This is a genomic window from Dysgonomonas termitidis (assembly GCF_054657735.1).
The window spans coordinates 120549-139795 of the sequence record NZ_BAAHYD010000002.1 but is presented as its reverse complement, the minus strand read 5'-3'; the positions used below and the strand labels follow the sequence as shown (position 1 = coordinate 139795).

At 42.1% G+C, this 19247-nt stretch carries 12 protein-coding genes; 3 read left to right on the top strand and 9 right to left on the bottom strand.

The features are described 5' to 3' along the window. Positions 1 to 8: 8 nt before the first annotated feature. Entirely contained in the window at positions 9 to 554 is a 546-nt protein-coding gene (locus ACYQ3L_RS04975; protein WP_379994629.1) for a DUF3332 domain-containing protein, read from the bottom strand. Positions 555 to 625: 71 nt separating this feature from the next. Then, positions 626 to 1525, bottom strand: a complete 900-nt coding sequence (xerD, locus tag ACYQ3L_RS04970) for a site-specific tyrosine recombinase XerD (RefSeq protein WP_379994630.1) — start codon at positions 1523 to 1525, stop codon at positions 626 to 628. Positions 1526 to 1607: 82 nt separating this feature from the next. On the opposite strand from xerD, the gene ACYQ3L_RS04965 reads away from it, so the two are divergent. Both ACYQ3L_RS04965 and ACYQ3L_RS04960 read left to right on the top strand, forming a co-directional pair. Then, positions 1608 to 1910, top strand: a complete 303-nt coding sequence (locus ACYQ3L_RS04965) for an FtsB family cell division protein (protein ID WP_379994631.1) — start codon at positions 1608 to 1610, stop codon at positions 1908 to 1910. Positions 1911 to 1918: 8 nt separating this feature from the next. Continuing rightward, positions 1919 to 2278, top strand: coding sequence for a hypothetical protein (locus ACYQ3L_RS04960; RefSeq protein WP_379994632.1), 360 nt, complete (start codon positions 1919 to 1921; stop codon positions 2276 to 2278). Positions 2279 to 2714: 436 nt separating this feature from the next. Here the strand turns inward: ACYQ3L_RS04960 and ACYQ3L_RS04955 are convergent, their stop codons facing one another. The 7 genes from ACYQ3L_RS04955 to ACYQ3L_RS04925 form a co-directional block, all read right to left on the bottom strand. Then, entirely contained in the window at positions 2715 to 3962 is a 1248-nt protein-coding gene (locus ACYQ3L_RS04955) for a glycoside hydrolase family 5 protein (RefSeq protein ID WP_379994633.1), read from the bottom strand. Positions 3963 to 4247: 285 nt separating this feature from the next. Beyond that, positions 4248 to 6638: a beta-glucosidase BglX gene (gene bglX / locus ACYQ3L_RS04950; protein ID WP_379994634.1), complete on the bottom strand. Its 2391-nt coding sequence runs from the start codon at positions 6636 to 6638 to the stop codon at positions 4248 to 4250. A 52-nt stretch (positions 6639 to 6690) separates the two neighbouring features. Next, positions 6691 to 8115: an endo-1,6-beta-glucanase gene (locus ACYQ3L_RS04945; RefSeq protein ID WP_379994635.1), complete on the bottom strand. Its 1425-nt coding sequence runs from the start codon at positions 8113 to 8115 to the stop codon at positions 6691 to 6693. 14 nt (positions 8116 to 8129) lie between these two features. Beyond that, positions 8130 to 8981, bottom strand: a complete 852-nt coding sequence (locus ACYQ3L_RS04940; protein WP_379994636.1) for a glycoside hydrolase family 16 protein — start codon at positions 8979 to 8981, stop codon at positions 8130 to 8132. A gap of 67 nt (positions 8982 to 9048) precedes the next feature. Further along, positions 9049 to 10911 carry a hypothetical protein gene (locus tag ACYQ3L_RS04935; RefSeq protein WP_379994637.1) on the bottom strand — a complete coding sequence of 621 codons (1863 nt, stop codon included), beginning with the start codon at positions 10909 to 10911 and terminating at the stop codon, positions 9049 to 9051. Between the two features lie 21 nt (positions 10912 to 10932). Beyond that, positions 10933 to 12537: a RagB/SusD family nutrient uptake outer membrane protein gene (locus tag ACYQ3L_RS04930; protein ID WP_379994639.1), complete on the bottom strand. Its 1605-nt coding sequence runs from the start codon at positions 12535 to 12537 to the stop codon at positions 10933 to 10935. A 27-nt stretch (positions 12538 to 12564) separates the two neighbouring features. After that, positions 12565 to 15732: a SusC/RagA family TonB-linked outer membrane protein gene (locus ACYQ3L_RS04925; protein WP_379994640.1), complete on the bottom strand. Its 3168-nt coding sequence runs from the start codon at positions 15730 to 15732 to the stop codon at positions 12565 to 12567. Between the two features lie 580 nt (positions 15733 to 16312). Here ACYQ3L_RS04925 and ACYQ3L_RS04920 point away from each other — a divergent pair. Then, positions 16313 to 19147, top strand: coding sequence for a helix-turn-helix and ligand-binding sensor domain-containing protein (locus tag ACYQ3L_RS04920; protein ID WP_379994641.1), 2835 nt, complete (start codon positions 16313 to 16315; stop codon positions 19145 to 19147). Positions 19148 to 19247: the final 100 nt, after the last annotated feature.

The window sequence follows — 19247 nt, the reverse complement described above, 5'->3', positions numbered from 1 at the left end:
ATCCGACCTTATTTTGCTGCAACAAATACTGCATTTTCAATAGATTGACGGAAAGCAAGAACTCCATCCCTGGAAAGCTCCACCTTTTGTTCTTTTCCGTTTGGAAGATAAACGACAGCATTCTTTTCGTCCTCGAATTTAAGCACCTTGGTCGATTCGCCATTAGCGACTGCACTCCAGGTATTGGTGGCCTTGTCATAAACAAGTTCCATTTCCTGTCCTTCTTCATTCTTGATATTGTATCCGTTATCCAATGTTTCAACAGTATAAACCCCGTTTTCACCCTGAACCTTTTTCACAATTCCCGCTTCAACAGGATTTTCCCCCGACCAGAATTCAATAGAGTTGATAACAAGGATATCGGCCATCATACAAACCTCATACACAGGTACGATCCATAATGCAACGAATACAACCTCGTTAACGAACTTATTGTCTATGGTCTGATTCCACGCCAATACTTTCTTCGAAAGATTGAATGAACCAATACATGAACTGAATAGTAGTGTTCCTGCAAGAGCTATTGCAGCCACTGAAAAGAATCTCTTTTTCATAAAATCGTGTTTGTGATTAATTAAATATCTGAACAAAGATATAATAAAAATGCATTAACAAGCCCGAAGCATCATTTTTTGTTACGAGGATGGTGCTCTATTATTTCCTGACGAAGATACTCCCGGTCCATATGGGTATATATCTCGGTTGTCGTGATTTTCTCATGGCCCAGCATCAGCTGGATGGCCCGTATATTGGCTCCCCCTTCGAGCAAATGTGTGGCAAATGAATGCCGGAAAGTATGGGGACTAATCGTCTTTTTTATTCCGGCCTGATCTGCATATTGCTTTACGAAATGGAACACCATGATACGGGAAATCGCTGTACCTCTATTACTTAGGAATAGTACATCTTCCGACCCTTTCTTTATATCCATTTCCCTGCGATAGTACAGATATTTCTCGATTTCGTTTATTGCGGTATGGGAGACGGGTACGAGCCGTTGCTTGCTTCCTTTCCCCTCCACCTTTATAAAGCCTTCATCAAAAAACAGATCCGAAAATTTCAGCTTCGTAAGTTCCGATATACGCAAACCACAGCTATAGAGGACCTCCAGTATAGCCCTGTTGCGTTGTCCTTCTTTTGTGGAAAGGTCGATTACGGACATCAGCTTTTCTATTTCGTCGAGCGAAAGCACAGTCGGTAGCTTTAATCCTATCTTCGGCGTTTCCAGCAGTTCTGTGGGATCTGCCTGCATATAACCATCCAGTACCAGAAAATTATAGAACGATTTTATGCCGGAGATAATGCGGGCTACAGACCGGGCATTGATGCCCAAATCGTAAAGCTGGGCGATGAACTGCTGCAGATCGTCGAGCTTCACGTCTTCTGCTTTCAGTCCTTCGTCTCCCAGAAAACCGGAAAGCTTATCCAAGTCGGTCATATATGCATCTATCGAATTGGGGGAAAGAGACTTTTCCAGCAATAAATAGTTCCTGTATTTCTTTATTATGTTATCTTTTGTTTCCATCGATACCTGAATATAAGTACAAATATATATCTTTGCAATGTGAGTTTAATCAAACAGTATTGACTTAATCTCTTTTCAACTTATGGCTATTCTAAAATCAGCATTCAATTATCTTATCACCAGATATACAAAAGTACAATTGCTTATAATTCTGGCGATCATTGTGTTCGGCTTCTTTATAAGCGAGAGCAGTATCTTTGCCCGCTTTAGTTACGATGCCAAGATAATGGAACTTAACAGCCAGATCGAGCATTACCGTAATAAAACGATCGAAGATAAACAAAAATTACAGGAACTTCAATCGGATAAAGACCGCATTGAAAAGTTTGCCAGGGAAAATTACCTGATGAAGAAACCTGATGAGGACGTTTTCCTTGTAGAATAAATCAACTGATGAAAATAAATCCAAAACTAAATAACTCCATTTTCCAGATATCAGCCCTTCTCATTCTTCTTGCTGCTGTCATCTATTACTTCGATGCCACTATTGCCAAATATATAATGGTTATAGGTGTAATTGGCTTTGCGGCTACTACTGTTACCACTCCATATCCCGGCAAGAGCCTTCGCGGAAAACGGCTTTTCAACATCCAGATATTCGCCGTATTGCTTATGGTTGCGTCCACGGTCCTTTTGTTTATGAACATAAACGGGTGGGTAGTCACGATGCTTATTGCCGCTCTTCTTACATTATATGCTGCTATAGCCATGTCGATGGCACATAAGAAAGAGCAGGAGGACAATAAAAAGTAACAAAAGTAACAGGAATATCAGTCAACAGTCAACAGTTAGCAGTAAACAGTATTTCATGCAGAGAGGCTAAGGTGCAAAAAGACAACAACCAACGGTCACAGGAGCGTAGCGTATGTAAAGGTAACAAATATATCAGTTAGCAGTAAACAGTCATCAGTTAACAACTTGTATGTCGTATCTTGTTTACTTGTAACTCGTAACTGCCCGAAGGGCGAAGAAATAACATTCGCCGAAGCGAAGGCGAGGCAAACTCGTAACCGCTTTAATCAATACTTCAAAGAGCTATAAGCTAATAGCTAACGGCTAAAAGCTATGTATAGATAAAGTTTTCCCAATAATATTCATAAGAAAAGGGATTGCCTACGTTATAGACAGTCCCTTCCCAATCTTCATCTAACATGAACCCATCACCGTAAGTGAAGAACCTCATTTTATCTTATGGTTTCATACCCATTGCAAGGGTATATCCTTCATTCTTGGTACAGTTCTTGAACTTCATATTTTCCAGCAAGTCTGTCATTGCTTTCTTTACCAGTTCCTGGTCTGGCCTTACTCTGCGTATCTTCTCGAAAGTGCTTCTGTCTTGTTTGGTATATTCCGATATAAGATCCCAGTTTTCGGGTTTAGGGATGGTTACCATACAGCTGTTAGGTACCATTTTCTTATATGGCCAGTAGTGCCACCCTATGTTGTTACGTTCCATCAGGCGGGTCCATCCGGCTATCCACTCGTGTGTATTCTCGCCTGTTTCGCCCATATATATAGGCAGGTTGACACTGTCCCTGAATTGTACAAAGTCCTGAATATTGGCCTGTAATGTGTCGCACCAGTAACGGTGGCAGGTATACATCAGCTTGTCATCGAACTTAGAGTCTTTAAACATACTGAAATTGCCATTCCATTGCGCACCGCCAAGAAGGACGATATGGTTTTTGTCAACCGTACGGATTGCTTCCACACATCTTTTGTAAAGCGGTTCAAGTGAATCGTTCAGGTGTGCATTACCTTCCATAAAGTAGTGTGCAATAGGCTCGTTCAACAAGTCGTAGCCTAAAATTATTGTGTCGTTTGCATAGTGGGAAGCCACATCCTTCCATATATTGCAAAATTGGGCCTTGCTGCCTTCGTCGGTCATTAGCCATGGGAAGCCATAACTGTCGTCTATATTATCCCCGGTTTGTCCGCCCGGAGCGTCGTGCATATCCAGTATGACATACAGGTTTTGCCGGCGGCACCATTCTACCACCTGGTCGATAAGTTCGAATCCGTCGTGTGAAGAATCCAGTCCCATATAGTCCTCGTTGGTAAACAGCTTGTAGTGGAACGGTATCCTTATGGAGTTCATTCCTGTCTGTTTGATGTATTTTATATCATCTTCCGTGATATAGTTCTTTTTAAACTCTCTCCAGAAGCGGCTTGTAAAATCCGGACCAACCATTTCGCAGAAAGCCTCGTTGATCGTCCTGTAAGAGGCTGCCTCCGACCCGAAGAAAAACATATACCCTTCAGGATTGAGCCAGTTACCCAGATTAATCCCCTGTATAAGAAATTTCTCTCCATTTGGCTTTACCAGGTCAGGCCCCTTTACACGGAGAAATCGTCCTGCATTGTCCGGCGTGGCTTCTTTTGGTTGACAAGCTGCCAGTATAAGTGGCAGTAATAGTATGTAAATTAGTCTTTTCATAAAGTAAAGGTCTTTTGCTTTAATATTTTGTTATATCTCTTTATTCGTTCTGAAAATGAACGAATAAAATTTAAACAGGCTCTAAATTGTTAAAAAAAAGTGACATATGTAACACATTTTTCATTTTTCTACACCTGTTACTTTTGCCCGCTCTGTAATCTTCACTAAGGACAGAGCTTTTTATATCTTATAGATAAACTTTTCCGGTTTTAATGAAAGAAAAGGCATAGGATAAATGACTATGAAAAAATATATGTGTGTTCCTATGCCTTTTGTTAATCCACTTTATTCTGTCACAGAAAAAGTACTCTTAAGCGGGGCGTTACTGTCACCACCAATCCAAATATTAAAATCGCCCGCTTCCGTTCTTTTGATCAAATCGCGTCCATAGAACGACAGGTCGTCTGCCGATAATTTAAATTCTATTATTTTGCTTTCCCCTGCCTTTAGGGCGACACGCCGGAATCCTTTCAGTTCTCTTACCGGGCGCACCACAGAGCCTACAATATCCTGAACGTAAAGTTGGGCAACTTCCGTACCGTCTACATTGCTTGTATTTTTCAATGTCACTCTGGCCGTTAGTGTTCCGTTCATCGGGATAGAAGCCGAAGACAGCGTGAGTCCCGAATATTCGAACGTACTGTAAGAGAGTCCGAATCCGAACGGATAAAGGGGATCTTTACCCGAATCCAGATAGAAAGAGGTGTTTCCCAGAGAAGTCTGTCCTGCTTCCAGTTCTATTTCGTCCAAACCCATTACTTTTTCGGGAGCAGGTCGTCCTGTACTGTTGTGATTATAATACATCGGTATCTGTCCTACTTCTCGGACAAATGTAGCAGGAAGTTTGCCGCTGGGATTTGCCTTTCCAAACAAAAGATCGAAGATGGCAGGACCACCCATTGTTCCGGGATGGAAATTAAACAGCACGGCATCGGCGAAAGGCAGATCGCGTTCGATAGTCAAAGGGCGACCTGCCATGATAACCAAAACAACCGGTTTTCCAGTACTTTTTACCGCTTTTAATAGTTCTGATTGCACTCCTATGAGGTTTATATTTGAAAGAGAATGAGCCTCTCCTGACAAGATGGATTCTTCACCCAGAAAGACAACAGCTACATCGGCAGAAGCCGCAGCCTGCTTTGCTTTCTCAAAATTAGCAGTATTCTTCTCTCTCGAAAAATCCAGAGCCGGCTCATACACATACCTGATATGCTTGTAATCCCCTTTGAGGGCACCTATCGGTGTTACTGTATGATTCTTGTCTCCATCGAATATCCATGTTCCGAGTTGGTCGTGCGGAGCATTTGCCATAGGGCCGATAATCGCTATTTTCTTGCTTTCAGCCAACGGTAATGTATTATTATCGTTCTTCAGCAATATGGCAGATTCTACAGCAGCCTGTCTTGCGGCTTTCATATGGGCATCAGCATACATTACAGAAGCCTTGTTGGTGTCTACATATGGATTTTCGAATAATCCCATCCTGAACTTGATGCGTAAAATGTTGCGGACTGCATTATCGACCGTCGCTACCGCCACTTTACCTTCTTTTATCAGTTCGGGCAGGTATTTGAGATAAGCACCCGTTACCATTTCCATATCCAGACCGGCATTAGCCGATATTTCGGCAGCCTGTTTATCGTTCTTGGCAAACCCGTGAGCGATCATTTCGCCTATCGAAGCCCAGTCCGATACAACGAAACCATCGAATTTCCATTCGTCACGAAGGATGCTTTTCAGAATATAATCGTTCCCTGATGCCGGGATTCCGTCATTGTCGTTGAACGAGGTCATTAATGTGGCCGCACCCGCCTTGATGGAATTGTGGAAAGGAGGCAGATATATATTGCGCATCAGGTGCGGAGGTATATTCGTACTATTGTAGTCACGTCCGCCTTCGGCTGCACCGTAACCGATAAAATGCTTTACGCAGGCTGCGATAGCGTTAGGATCACCCAGATTACCGTTACCCTGAAAGCCTCTTACCATAGCTGCTCCCAGTTGTCCCCCCAGATAAGGGTCTTCTCCCAGACTCTCGGCAATACGTCCCCAACGGGCATCACGCGAGATGTCGAGCATAGGGGCAAAAGTCCAGTTTACACCTGTCGAACGGGCTTCTATGGCTGCTATGCGCGCGCCGTCTTCTACCAGTTGCGGATTGAATGAAGCAGCTTGTCCTAATGGTATAGGGAATATTGTCTTGAATCCATGTATGACATCACGCCCGATAATCATAGGTATCCCCAGGCGGCTCTCGTCCATCGCTGCCTTTTGCAGTCTATTCACCATCACCGGATCGGTAATATTCAGTAATGAGCCTATTTTCCCGTCCCTGATCGGCTGGGTGATATTGTTGTCCAGCATCTTGGCTGCTTCGGCCTTGATAAGGGCTATTTTCTCTGCTTTGGTCATTTCGGAAGGCTTCTTCTGTCCTTGCCCTCCGGCAATACCCATCCTGACGAGGAATGTATCCATATCATCGTCACTGTATTGAGCGATTGCTTTATCATCGACAGCGAAGAAGCTGACCTGATTCATTTGCCCTATTTTTTCCTCCAGCGTCATCTTGGATAACAGATCCTCGACCCGTTTTTCAACATTATTCTGGGCATAGCCCGCCGGGAATATTCCGGACAGGATAAATACGCCTAATAATCCTAGTTTCCTTACTTTCATAACTTATTATTTTTTACTGCAATTTATTATTCGGGATAGCCCGCAAGAGGCTCTATTTTGCCCAACGATAAGAGACTACACCTCTCGAAGGAACTTCGTAAGTAAACTTTTTAGCCCCACTGTTTACCGTAATCTTTTTGTTTCCGCTGGTATTGTTCATCAGTACCAAGGCATATGTACCATCGGTATTTTCGAAAGCCGAATAGATAATGCCCGATTCGGTATTACCTTCCGAACCTATCCGGGTAGCTCCCGGTTTCACTACTGAAGCCAGATGCCCGATGATATAATAATGTGAATTCCTTTTAATATCTTTGAAGTTACCCCTGAAAATGTCTACCGCGCCATAGCAGGTCTGGCAACCTCCGGGACGATTAGGACCTTTATCGCTGTCGAGCATCAGGTTCCATACAATCACGGCTTTGCACCAGCGGTTCACTGTACCCAGAGCCACATATTCCATATCTGCCATCAGGCGTACGGAGAGATCCTGCCCGTTGTTCCATGTTCCGATAGATGTTTCCGTAAAAATAAGTTCCTTGTCGGGGGCTTGCTCGTGAACGTAATTAAGCGCATCTATCTGCCCTCCGTAATCGTGGAACGCCGCTCCCGCCACAACGTCATTGTCTATTCCGCTTTTGTAAATATTGAGCGGATAATCGGCTACATCATAATTGTGATCGTACAGATAGACTTTTGTGCCTAATCCCGACGCCTTGATCTTGGGAGCCAGATGCAGGTTGACAAACTCACCCATTTCTTCCCAATCCATATGGAGAGATGCCGAATTGCCATCATTCAAAGGTTCGTTCTGCGGAGTAACTGATGTAATATTTATTCCCTGAGCCTTGAACGCCTGTATCCATTTGATGAAATAATCTGCATAGTCTCCGTAATACTCTTTTTTCAGGTGTCCGCCTGTCCATGGATTATCGTCTACCCGCTCTTTCATCCATATGGGGCAAGTCCAGGGAGATGCCAGTATCTTTATGGTGGGGTTGATAGCGATTATTTCCTTCAATACAGGAATGACATAATCGTTTTCTTCCGTGGTCAGCCCGAATCCGGCCTCCTCATCGTCCCAGCAGGTGTATTCACTCAGTGAAAAATCGGAACAACCGATGGCAACACGGATATAACTGTATCCCATTCCCTCCGTAGGTGAAAATGTCTCTGTCAGAAACTTTTTACGGTCCTCAGCCGTCATTTTCAATAGGTTGAATGCGCTGGAACCTGTCACGGCGGCCCCGAATCCGTCCATTGTCTGAAAACGTTCCACGGGTTTCAATGTGATAGACATCGCGGACTGCTCATTGCTGAAATCCACAGCCTGTTTCTTGAAATCCTGCGAGCGGTTGCCGGTAGTTACATACATTAAAACGTCGCCTTTCGGATCTTCAGCCGGCGGATTCTCGGAACTGTCGCTACATGCAAATAAGGAGGCGATGGTAAGAGACAGGATTGATATATTGATCATACATTTCATATAATTTATTTTGCTTTTTGATATACTCTGACATATTCTACTTCGTAGCGGGCAGGGAATATATCAGGGTCGATTCCTTCCAACCCTCCCCAGTTGCCGCCTATTGCCAGATTTAATTTCAGGTAAAATGGTTCATTGAACGGCCATGTGTTCTTATTGTTCGCATGATCATTGGCAAATGAAAAATATTCGACACCGTCGATATAGGCTGTTATCTTATCTTCTGTCCAGAGCAGCCCGTAAGTATAAAATTTGCGCTCGGCTCCCGGAGCTGTGCGTGTAGCTGTCTTTTCTGTACCTGCTACGTGGTTGTAATCCCTGGTGTGTACCGAGGCCTGTGTCACATCCGGACGATAGCCTACATATTCCATAATGTCGATTTCTCCGTCCAGAGGCCAGCTTTGAAAGTTTTTCGGCATCATCCAGAAGGCTGCCCATGTACCTTTTCCTCCGGGGACTTTAGCCCTCATTTCGAAGTAGCCGTATTTCCATGATTCTACTGTATTCATACGTGCCGAGATGATATCGGCCCCTTCGTGTGGTGTAGTCAGTTTATGAGCTGTGATGGTCAGCATTCCGTTGCGTACTTTAGCTACGGTATCATTTCCCAATACCCTGTCGATATAGTATTGGGGTTCGTTGTTTCCCCAGCCGTTATTGCCGGTCTCGAACCACCACTTATTATCCGGTAACCCGTTGGAAGTATTATCGAACTCATCGCTCCATACCAGGCTGTAGCCTTCAGGAGCATATCCATCGGGTTTCTCCGGTTCTTCTTCTCCATTGAAATTATCTTTAGCGCAAGCGGATAAAGAACATAGCAGGAGGGCTGATAGGAATATAAGGATATGTTTCATTATTATTGGGTTAAAGTTCTTCAGTAAGGCATTGAATGCCTTACTGAAGAATGATTTAGTTTTGTACTTATGGTAATACGATATTATCTACTTTCATCGATTTTGCATTCATATCAACTGTGATACGCAATGTGGCAGCCGGTAATTTTGCAAAAATATCCATATTGTTGTCTTCCGGAATGTCAAGGATTTCTGTAACTATACCGGTAGCAGTTCCTGTAATACCTCCTGCTTCGGAGAAGAATTTCGCACCTTTTTCATTTGCGGCTTCAGTAGATGTGGCGGTATAAACTTTGAATGAAGCATACGGTCCTTCTCCCCAATATTTTTTCTCGAAAGGTATCATTACAGTTGCCTGGTAGATGTTGTTATTTACTTTACGGAATAATATATATTCCATCACATTCGAGAATCCCCAATTTTCAAGGGTTGCTATTCCTTTATCGGAATAAACCGAACTGATGATAGCAGCAGATACTTTTGTAGGATAGCCTAGTCCTACTCCGGCGATGAATATGTAATCATTAGGCTGAGGTTCATCTACACTTACAATCACATTGTTACGGATAGGATTGTAGAGTAGTCGATAATCACCATCTTCTCCTAAGAACTTCAATTTGCCCCCGGCTACCTTTTCAAAGAAATCAACATTAAATAGAGCCTTCGCCAATCCTCCGTTAGGTGTATATTCATCTCCTTTTTTCAATGTGTAGTACATAGATAAGATCGCTTCACCTGCTATTTCCTGGCTTTTAGCATTTGCTATACTAAATATGCTGGATTCGACAGGAGCATCCGGGTCTATCTCTACATCTTCCAACACTTCACCCGTTGCACTCACTTTCTTGATATCTACGGCCTTCGTTGAAGAGTTCACTGTTATACGATAATAAGCGTTTTTATCAAGATTGCCATTAGGAACCCAGTCGTTTTCTTTCGTCTTATCAATTATGTCAGACCCTGTGAATGTGGCCGCTGCGGTTTTGATTTCGCCTGCCCATCCTGTATTGGAGAACGGTTTAAATGCAGCACCTTCATTAATACAGATAGTTGCCTGATATGTATTTTCTCCGGTACTACGCATTACAACGCGGCTGCGAATATTCTTACCCGGGTCCCATTCTGTCGTATAACGTCCGTCTCCCGCACCATAAGCAGCTTTAATATCCTCCGACGATACAGTAGTTGGATAGCCAATGCCAACACCAGTGAATACATAATAATCAGGAGCTTCTATTGCAGTAATAGGTTCAACAATAACATTTTTGCGCACAGGGTTCCAATAGATAGAATATACTCCGCTTTTACCAACAAACTTAGCTGTAGTTGTACTTTCCCTTACAAAGAAGTCGAGATTCACAATTGCATCATCATTGCCAATTGCGCCGGCAAGTGTAATAATACTGTTCTCCTCAATGTAAAGTTCATTCTTGTAGAATGTTTCCTGATGTGTAGCGTCAATACCATATTTTACGACTTCCGGCAGTACACTTTCGCTCAACGTTTCCAACAACAGGTTTTTAGCAACAGTGAATGGTATCTCGCGAGGCGTGCCTGTTCCTGCCCGTGTTATTGCAGCTACATAGAGGGTATATTCGCCGCTGCGGTATACCTTCTTTTTCAGAACGGTTGTACTGGCATCTTTTACAGTAAAATTAATTCCTGCTTCGGCAGAAGAGAATTGCACAGCCAGCACATCATCTCCATCTATTATGGTCATAGGATCGAAAGTGATAACTACTTCATTATCATTGTCAACTGCGGTTATCTTTACGTTTTGAGGTATCTCCACCTGTGAGCCTCCGAGTTTATAGCTGTCATCCTCCTGGGGAGAACAGGCCGTAAGCAGGAAGCACAAGGCTATGATCCCGGTGGTAATATTGCGTACCATATCTTTATATTTAATGTGGAAATTATTTAATGTTTTCATAATGATTCTCATTTTGAATAATTATTCCCATCCGGGATTTTGTTTTATTTCAAATTCTGTACCCTTGGTAACATCAATTTCGTTTTTAGGCAATGGCAGATATTTTTTTGTATCATCCCATGTACGGTTCATCTTGTATGTATCGTCGGTTACAGAAAGTACAGTATTTATATCACGTCCTTTTTCATCGCTTCCCCAACGTACAAGATCCCAGAAGCGGTTGCCCTCACCGAATAGTTCGCGGCGGCGTTCCAGTTTGATATTATTAAGGGTAGCAGGTATGCGATGATTCACATCTCCGAAGGCACGGTCGCGGATGGCATCCAGATAAGGTTTTGCCGCTCCTTCTCCTCCTGCATAGAAACTAAGTTCTGCTGCATTCAGGTAGGTTTCTGCCAAACGGTATATACGGGTATTATTCTCGAAATTGAGGTCTGCATCTCCGGTCGTATTTTGGTTATATCCCACACGGGCAGTATATTTGCGTAAGAACAGGCCGGTATTTTGGTAACCAGGTTCGTATGTACCACTCGGCCACTGGATAACGCTTGCATCTTTACGATAATCTCCAGATTCGTTGAAAATGGCATAGGCATCCGGTTGTACTGGACACCAGCCCCAGCCAAAGGCAAACATGCCTTTCGAATCTTTAAGAGAGCGTGCGGAAATTACCCTGGGCAGATAACTTCCATATCCAACCCAGGAGTTGCCCCATGTCTTACCTTCCGAAATCTGGTTACTTTCAAAAATAGATTCTTTGCAGAATTCGCCTTCACGGAGAAACATCCATTCTATCGGATTATCAGTGAGTTTTGTATCAGGACTTTTTTTGATCAGATCAAATTCTCCGCTACCAATGATCTTTTTCATATCTTCAAGCACCTGAGCATATTTCGTCTGGTCTTTCTGGTACATAACCACACGGGCTTTGGTCATCATAGCCATTGCTTTGTTGACACGTGATGCATTTGCCCCTGTAGTATTCATTGGCAACTCTTCTGTATTAATGGCGGCATCCAGGTCTGCGATGATCTTCTGATACACGTCGTCGGCAGAAAGTTGAGGAGCCAGATAAGGGGGCGCCAACGGGACATCATAATAAGGGATATTACCCCATGCTTTCCAAAGTAGGTGTACATAGTATGCCCGCAGCGTATGTGCTTCTGCTCTAAGCCGGCTTATTTCTGCGGCTGATCCGCTTATTGCATTGTCACAGGCTTGCAGTGTACTGTTGCAACGTTGTAGCCCTGTATAATAGATGCTCCACCATCCTGTAGGTATATCTACAGAGTTGCTTTTATATTGTGACATATAATAGTAAGCCGGCTGGTCGGTAGCATCACCTCCTCCTTTGTAGATGTCATCGGAACGGAAATCTCCGAAAATAGTCACGCTGGCAATGGACCCATTTGCATAGTTATCCATCAAAAGAATCTGATAAGAAGAAGTAAGCATTTGTTCAATCACGTCTTTTGTAGCAGGAGCACCTGCTGCAACCTGATTTGTAGGATAGACAGTAAGGAAGTCTTCGCCACAAGAGGGCAACGCCAGAAGGAGAGCACCTAGTCCCCATGTACAAATGCGTTGCATTGTATATTTGCCTTTTTTCGAAAATATATGTTTCATATTTGTAATTGTTTTCATGGTTCTTAATTAGAAGGAAATGCTGGCGCCTAATGTTATAGTACGTGCTTGTGGGTAGATGCCTTTGTCAACCCCCATATCTCCATCTCCGATTTCAGGGTCAAAACCATCATACTTGGTAAAGGTGAGCAGGTTCTCGGCCGCTACATATATACGAAGGCGGTCAATGCTGGCTTTTCGTGTAATGAATGCCGGAATTGTATATCCCAACTGTATATTTTTCAAACGGCAATATGCACCGTTTTTGATATACAGGTCGGATGCGCGCCAGTTGCGATTGTCTTCACCTGCAACAAGGCGAGGGATCTTGTTTGATGTACCCGGTCCGGTCCATCTGTCGAGCATCCATGCCGGTAGATTTTGTCGCGGAATATCCGAACGTTTTGATATATCGAAAATTTCATTTCCAGTAACTCCTTGGAAGAACGCATAGAAGTCGAGTCCTTTCCATTCTGCATTGAGAGTAAGACCAAATGTCCAGTCCGGATTTGGCTTACCGATCATATCTCTGTCTTCATCGTCGATTTTATCATCTCCATTGAGGTTTTTAAAGCGTACATCACCCGGTTTGGCATTCCCTCCGTATTTGAAGTTATATTCATCGGCTTCTTCCTGGGTCTGTAATATTCCATCGGTACGATATCCGTAGAAATACGGGCTAGGCATTCCGTTCTTTTGATAGATGAAGTTTTCAACACCGGCTGCGCCAACATTTCCCCATGAATTCTCTCCGCTGGCATTACCGTAATCCACCAATGTATTTTTCATATAAGATGCATTCGCTTTTACACCAAAGTTTACGTCTTGTATTTCGCCACGGTAACTCACGTCAAATTCCCAACCGGAATTATCCATTGTACCTGAATTGGCGAAAGGAGGTTTCAATCCTACGTAGCTGGGAGTTGGCTTTTCGCGAAGCATACCCACAGTGCGTTTCTTGTAATAGTCTACTGTCAGTGTAAGGGAATTTCTCAGGAAGCCTAGATCGAGTCCTATATCGGTTTGTTTGCTTTCTTCCCATTTTAAGTCGGGATTTGGAAGGCGGCCGCTGCTTATACCATAGTACATATTGTCTCCGAAATAGTAGTTTTGCCCACCATCCATAAGACTCATGTATGCATAGGCATCGATCCTCTGGTTACCATTGACACCCCAGCTGCCTCTCAGCTTCATATTGTGGAACCAGTCAGGAGTAATATCTTTCATAAACGGTTCGTTAAGTACATTCCAACCTACCGAAAAAGATGGGAATGTTCCCCATTTGTTGTTACTACCAAATTTGTCGGAGCCATCGCGGCGTACTGTTGCCTGAAGCATATAACGCTCGGCAAAGTTATAATCTAAACGCCCGAAATAAGAGGCCAGAGTTGTGCTGGATGCACTACCTCCACTGCGGCGGCCACCTTTTGTAGCATCGCCACGGGTGGCATCGATCACCATCATAGAAGGGTCGTAAGAAATATGCTCGTATCCGCTGCCGCTAAGTCCGCGTACGGAATATTCACGTGCCGATTGTCCTGCAAGGAGTGTAAAAAAATGGTCTTCGCCTATTTTGAAATTATAGTTCAATGTATTTTCGATCTGCCATGCAGCCCCACGGTTCATACTGGACCAGATTTCCGATTTTGCAGGATCTTCATTCGATGCAGCCGAGTTATCCGACAGATAATAAGGGAATCTGTAGCCATCATTGCCCCAGAACGCAAGGTCGAATCCGTAGCTGCTTTTGAATGTCAAGCCTTTATACAGATTTAATTCGCCCCAGAACGTTCCGATGAATTTGTCTTCATTATCGTAGCTCTTGTCGGGACGTAACATCAAACCAATCGGATTCCGGATCTCCTGGAAATAAGCGGGAGCCGGAGTTAATACACGTCCGTCTTTTGCTTTAACTGCATACGGATGTTTCTCGAGTAATGCTTTTCCATCATCTTCCGACAGATATACGCTCAGGTTAGGGGGCAGAGTCGTTGCACTACCCAATACTGTACCGAATACATCGTTTGTACCTATCCCTATTTTTTTGCCTCGGGAATAAGTCACGTTTGAACCTATTTTCAATTTATTAAGGAAGCTGCGCTCTTTTTCCGCGTTGTATACTTCGTAGGTATTGTTGCTGCGGACACTCCAGCGTTTGTAATTTGAAGCATTATAGTTGCCGCCGATAATACCCTCCTGATCGAAGTAACCGAAAGACAGATAATATGAAAGTTTATCATTTCCGCCAGAGATACTGATCTGATGATTTTGTACCGGAGCGTCTTTATTGAACACCTCTTCCTGCCAGTCGGTATTCGGAGTCAACCCTGCCCGTGCATCGGCAATGTCCTTAGATGAGTAGAGTAGAGCTTCCCCGTTGTTTAAATACAATTCATTAACCAATACCATGTACTGTTCCGAGTTGAGGACAGCTTTTTTCTTCCATGGATTTTGGAATCCATAACTCATGTCGTAGCTGATTTTAGGTTTTCCGGCTACTCCGCTTTTGGTTGTTACCAGAACAACACCATTGGCGGCACGTGAACCATATACGGCAGCCGAAGCACCGTCTTTCAATATTTCCACTGATGCGATATCGGAAGGATTGAGGTTAGTAATACCTCCATCTACGGCCATTCCGTCTATAATATACAGAGGATCACTGTTGCCTGTAGTACCTATACCACGTATGCGGACAGTGGAGCCGCTGCCCGGCTGTCCCGAGCCTTGTGTAACCTGTACTCCGGATACTTGTCCTTTCAGGACATTCTCTATGCGGGAAGGCGTCAGTTTTTCTATATCAGAAGATTTCACACTACTGATTGCGGCAGTAACCACACTCTTTTTCTGGACACCATAGCCGATAACCACTACTTCATCGAGCATTTGTTGTGTCAGGCTCAAAGCGACATTTATTGTACCTCCCGTAGCAGGTCTTTCCTGAGTTACATATCCGACATATGTAAATACCAAAGTAGCTCCGGATGGAACTTTAATAGAATACTGACCGTCGAGGTCGGTCATAGTGCCGTTTATGGTCCCCTTCTCGGAGACTGATACACCGATTAACGTTTCTCCTGTAGCTGCATCTGTTACAGTTCCTTTTATTTCAGACGTCTGTCCGAATACAGCCAGGGAAGAAAAAAGAAATAAAGGAAGAATAAATAACATTTTCCAAAAGATGGGTTCTCTCTTCATGATTGTTAATTTAAGGTTTGGTTTAATTTATGGTTTTTAGAGCCTTTTAAAAGAATCTGTTGCAAACATACTCCTGTTCTATTTTTTTTTATAATTTTTTAATACATCAAAAACTCAAAAATGAGTATAAATGAATACTACAACACTACTACATAGTTTTCATTTATGACTGATAAATAGACATTTATGTAAATAAATTCTTCTCATGTGTTTTTTTAACAATTAATATTGTATATTTGAATTCGCTACTATTCAGATAGTCGTTTAAGTAAATTTGTTTGAATAGCGAATAATTCAGATTATGACTATTTTAGACACTTCGGCCAGTCGTTGGCAGTCATAAGAATAAGATGTGTAACCAGGTATTATAGATAACGATTTATATATTAATGAGACAAAAATTGGATAATACATCATTTTATTTTACCATTTTACTTGCTGATAATTTGGTTATTAGGCACTTTTTGAGAGAGAGAGAGAGAGAGAATAAATACGTATTATCCGAAAATAGGAAACCTTATTCCAAATAGTTGAAAAAATTATTTGGAATAAGGTTTTTGTGCATATATCTTAAGTCAATATGAAATATATATATATTCTGATCATAGCTTTTCTTATACCGGCATATAGTTACTCAAACCCTATATGGAAAAGAAAAGTCATTAATTACGAACGGACCCAGTATGAGGCAGGACCTCAGAACTGGATGATAGACCAGTCTGAAAACGGGTGGATATATTGTGCGAATAATAACGGATTACTGGAATTTGACGGGGTTAACTGGTCCTTATATTCAATCAGAAACAGAATTTTACGTTCGTTAAAAATTGTCAATAACAGAATATTTGTAGGAGGAAGTTCGGAATTCGGTTACTTCTCCCCCAATGATATGGGGTTTCTGGAATACAGATCACTGTCCGAGAAAATCACCGGTTGGACCGGAGAAGTATGGAGAATATTGCAGAACGACAATATTATATATTTTGTCAGCGACATGCATATACATATGTACAAGGACGGATTGGGGATAAGAACTATAGCTATAGATAAAAAAATAGACTGTTCGGGTATAGTAGACGGAAAGCTATATGTAGGCACCACAGCCGGAGTCTATTTCCTTGATAAAGACAATAAAATGGAGTTTCTCTCCACATCATCTCCATTGCAGTCACATAAGCTTGTCAGCATCCTTCCGTATGAGAAACGATTATTGGTAACAACCGCCCAGTTCGGATTGTATCTGCTCGACAACAACGATATACAAAAGGTACATTCTGTCGCCGATGACTTCATCGCCACGAACCAGTTGTTCAGTACTTCTATTCTGGGCTCGGTCATTGCTCTGGGCTCGGTACAGAGCGGAATGCTGCTTTTCGATTTAAAGAATCCACGATTCAAAGAAATATACAATCTCGATAACGGATTAAAAAACAACACAATACTAAGTTCGTTTTTTGATAAAGACAATAATCTCTGGCTGGGACTCGACAAGGGTATCGGACTCATAGACCTGAACACTCCTGTAAGCCATCTTTATGCTACTGTATCTCCCATTGGAACCGGATATTGTTCGGCTCTTTATAAGAATGAATTTTATCTGGGAACTAATCAGGGATTATATAAATTAGCTCCGGATGGTAGTTGCGGGTTGATAAAGGGATCGGAGGGTCAAATCTGGTCAATAATGGAGTATGATAATTCACTCTTTTGCTCGGGTGATAATGGTATTATGGTTATAAGCACAGACAGGACATATAAAATAAATATTCCGGGTATTTGGGAAACCCACCCCCTGATACCGGATAAGGATAAACTGATAGCGGGAAGTTATTTCGGACTGGATATTATAAAGAAAAAAGACGGCAGGTGGATACCTTCGCACAGAGTAGAAAATTTTAACAATTCGAGCCGGGGATTTATCGAAGATGACGAAAATCCTTATAGCTTTTGGTTGGTAAATGATAAACAAAGGGTAGAAAAGATAACTTTTGATTCTGTATTCAACGCTATAACCAGCAGGAAAGAATATACACTTGGAAATTCCAGAACCAGTGAAAACCTGTTTTTCCGGAAAGTTGATAATAATCTTATTATTTGCGGGCTGGACGGTATTTACCAATATAGCCGTATCACCGATAGTTTCGACAAATATACACAACTCGAATCCATGCTTGAAGGTTCCCGGTATTATGAATTTCTTTATATAGATAAACTCAAGAATATCTGGTTTGTATCGGATAGCAAATTGAAATTCAGACAATATACCCCAGGCGGCTATACTGCTTCTATATACAATTGGGGATTATCCAACGAATTGATAATAAATCATGAAAATGTATATTTACCCGATACGAAATCCGCAATTATATCTGTAGACAATGCTTTCATAAAAATAGACTTAACCAAAGATATTCACAAGTTGAAGAATATAAAGACGTATATAAAGAGTCTTTCCAGTAGCCGGAATGATAGCGTTATCAGCACAGGTAAAGCCACGGCGCTTGTCTCTCTGCCCTATTCTTTAAATTCCATAAAAATAAATTTTGCTGCAACGGATTTCACTCAAACATCCGATATCCTTTATGTATACAGGCTCAAAGGCGTAGATGACGAATGGAGCCTGCCCTCACCTATCGCATCGAAAGAATATACAAACCTGTCAGAAGGCAGGTATGTATTTGAAGTAAAAGCGTTTGTAAACGGGAATGCGGATTCGACAAATACGGCCTCTATCAGCTTTATGATTTTGCCCCCATGGTATAGATCTTCATTGGCATATATATTGTATTTCCTGATAATTATTATTTTCTTATTTGTTCTATATAAAAAGACAATCAGTAAACAAAAGAAGATAATATACCAGAAAGGTGAAGAATTAATTGCGCAAACCAAGCGCCATAAAGAAGAAACCAAGCTGAAGGATCAGGAAATTTATGAACTTCAGAATGAGAACCTGAAGTCTGAATTGCGTTATAAGACACAGGAACTCAGCGGATATATGCTAAATGTAATCCGCAAGAATGAAATACTGGAAGATGTTAAAAAGAATGCGTTGAGTATCTCAAAATCTATTGACGAAGAAAAAGAAGTAAATATAATAAAACAAAGAGTAGTAAGGCTTATAAGCCAGATCAATAGCAATATAGAACATGATACTGATTTTGAAGTGTTCAAGTCCAATTTCGACCTTGTACATCAGGATTTCTTCAGACTACTGGATGAACGGTTTCCGGGATTGAGCAGGAATGATAAAATATTGTGTGCTTACCTGTATATGAACCTTTCAACTAAAGAGATCGCTCCTTTATTAAATATATCTACACGTGGGGTAGAGGTGAACAGATACAGATTACGAAAGAAAATGAATCTCGACAGGGATATAAATCTCTCGGAATACCTTCAAAACCTGAAATAGAAGAATCCTGACATTTTGATAGAAATAAAAGCCAATGATCTGTATCGTTGGCTTTTTTCATTGTTAAAACTTCTGGTATATTCTTTTATAAAATGAAATT

Bases quoted from the DNA above. Each gene is read 5' to 3' on its own strand.
- ACYQ3L_RS04975 (WP_379994629.1), bottom strand. From the start codon at position 554: ATGAAAAAGAGATTCTTTTCAGTGGCTGCAATAGCTCTTGCAGGAACA.
- xerD (WP_379994630.1), bottom strand. From the start codon at position 1,525: ATGGAAACAAAAGATAACATAATAAAGAAATACAGGAACTATTTATTG.
- ACYQ3L_RS04965 (WP_379994631.1), top strand. From the start codon at position 1,608: ATGGCTATTCTAAAATCAGCATTCAATTATCTTATCACCAGATATACA.
- ACYQ3L_RS04960 (WP_379994632.1), top strand. From the start codon at position 1,919: ATGAAAATAAATCCAAAACTAAATAACTCCATTTTCCAGATATCAGCC.
- ACYQ3L_RS04955 (WP_379994633.1), bottom strand. From the start codon at position 3,962: ATGAAAAGACTAATTTACATACTATTACTGCCACTTATACTGGCAGCT.
- bglX (WP_379994634.1), bottom strand. From the start codon at position 6,638: ATGAAAGTAAGGAAACTAGGATTATTAGGCGTATTTATCCTGTCCGGA.
- ACYQ3L_RS04945 (WP_379994635.1), bottom strand. From the start codon at position 8,115: ATGATCAATATATCAATCCTGTCTCTTACCATCGCCTCCTTATTTGCA.
- ACYQ3L_RS04940 (WP_379994636.1), bottom strand. From the start codon at position 8,981: ATGAAACATATCCTTATATTCCTATCAGCCCTCCTGCTATGTTCTTTA.
- ACYQ3L_RS04935 (WP_379994637.1), bottom strand. From the start codon at position 10,911: ATGAAAACATTAAATAATTTCCACATTAAATATAAAGATATGGTACGC.
- ACYQ3L_RS04930 (WP_379994639.1), bottom strand. From the start codon at position 12,537: ATGAAACATATATTTTCGAAAAAAGGCAAATATACAATGCAACGCATT.
- ACYQ3L_RS04925 (WP_379994640.1), bottom strand. From the start codon at position 15,732: ATGAAGAGAGAACCCATCTTTTGGAAAATGTTATTTATTCTTCCTTTA.
- ACYQ3L_RS04920 (WP_379994641.1), top strand. From the start codon at position 16,313: ATGAAATATATATATATTCTGATCATAGCTTTTCTTATACCGGCATAT.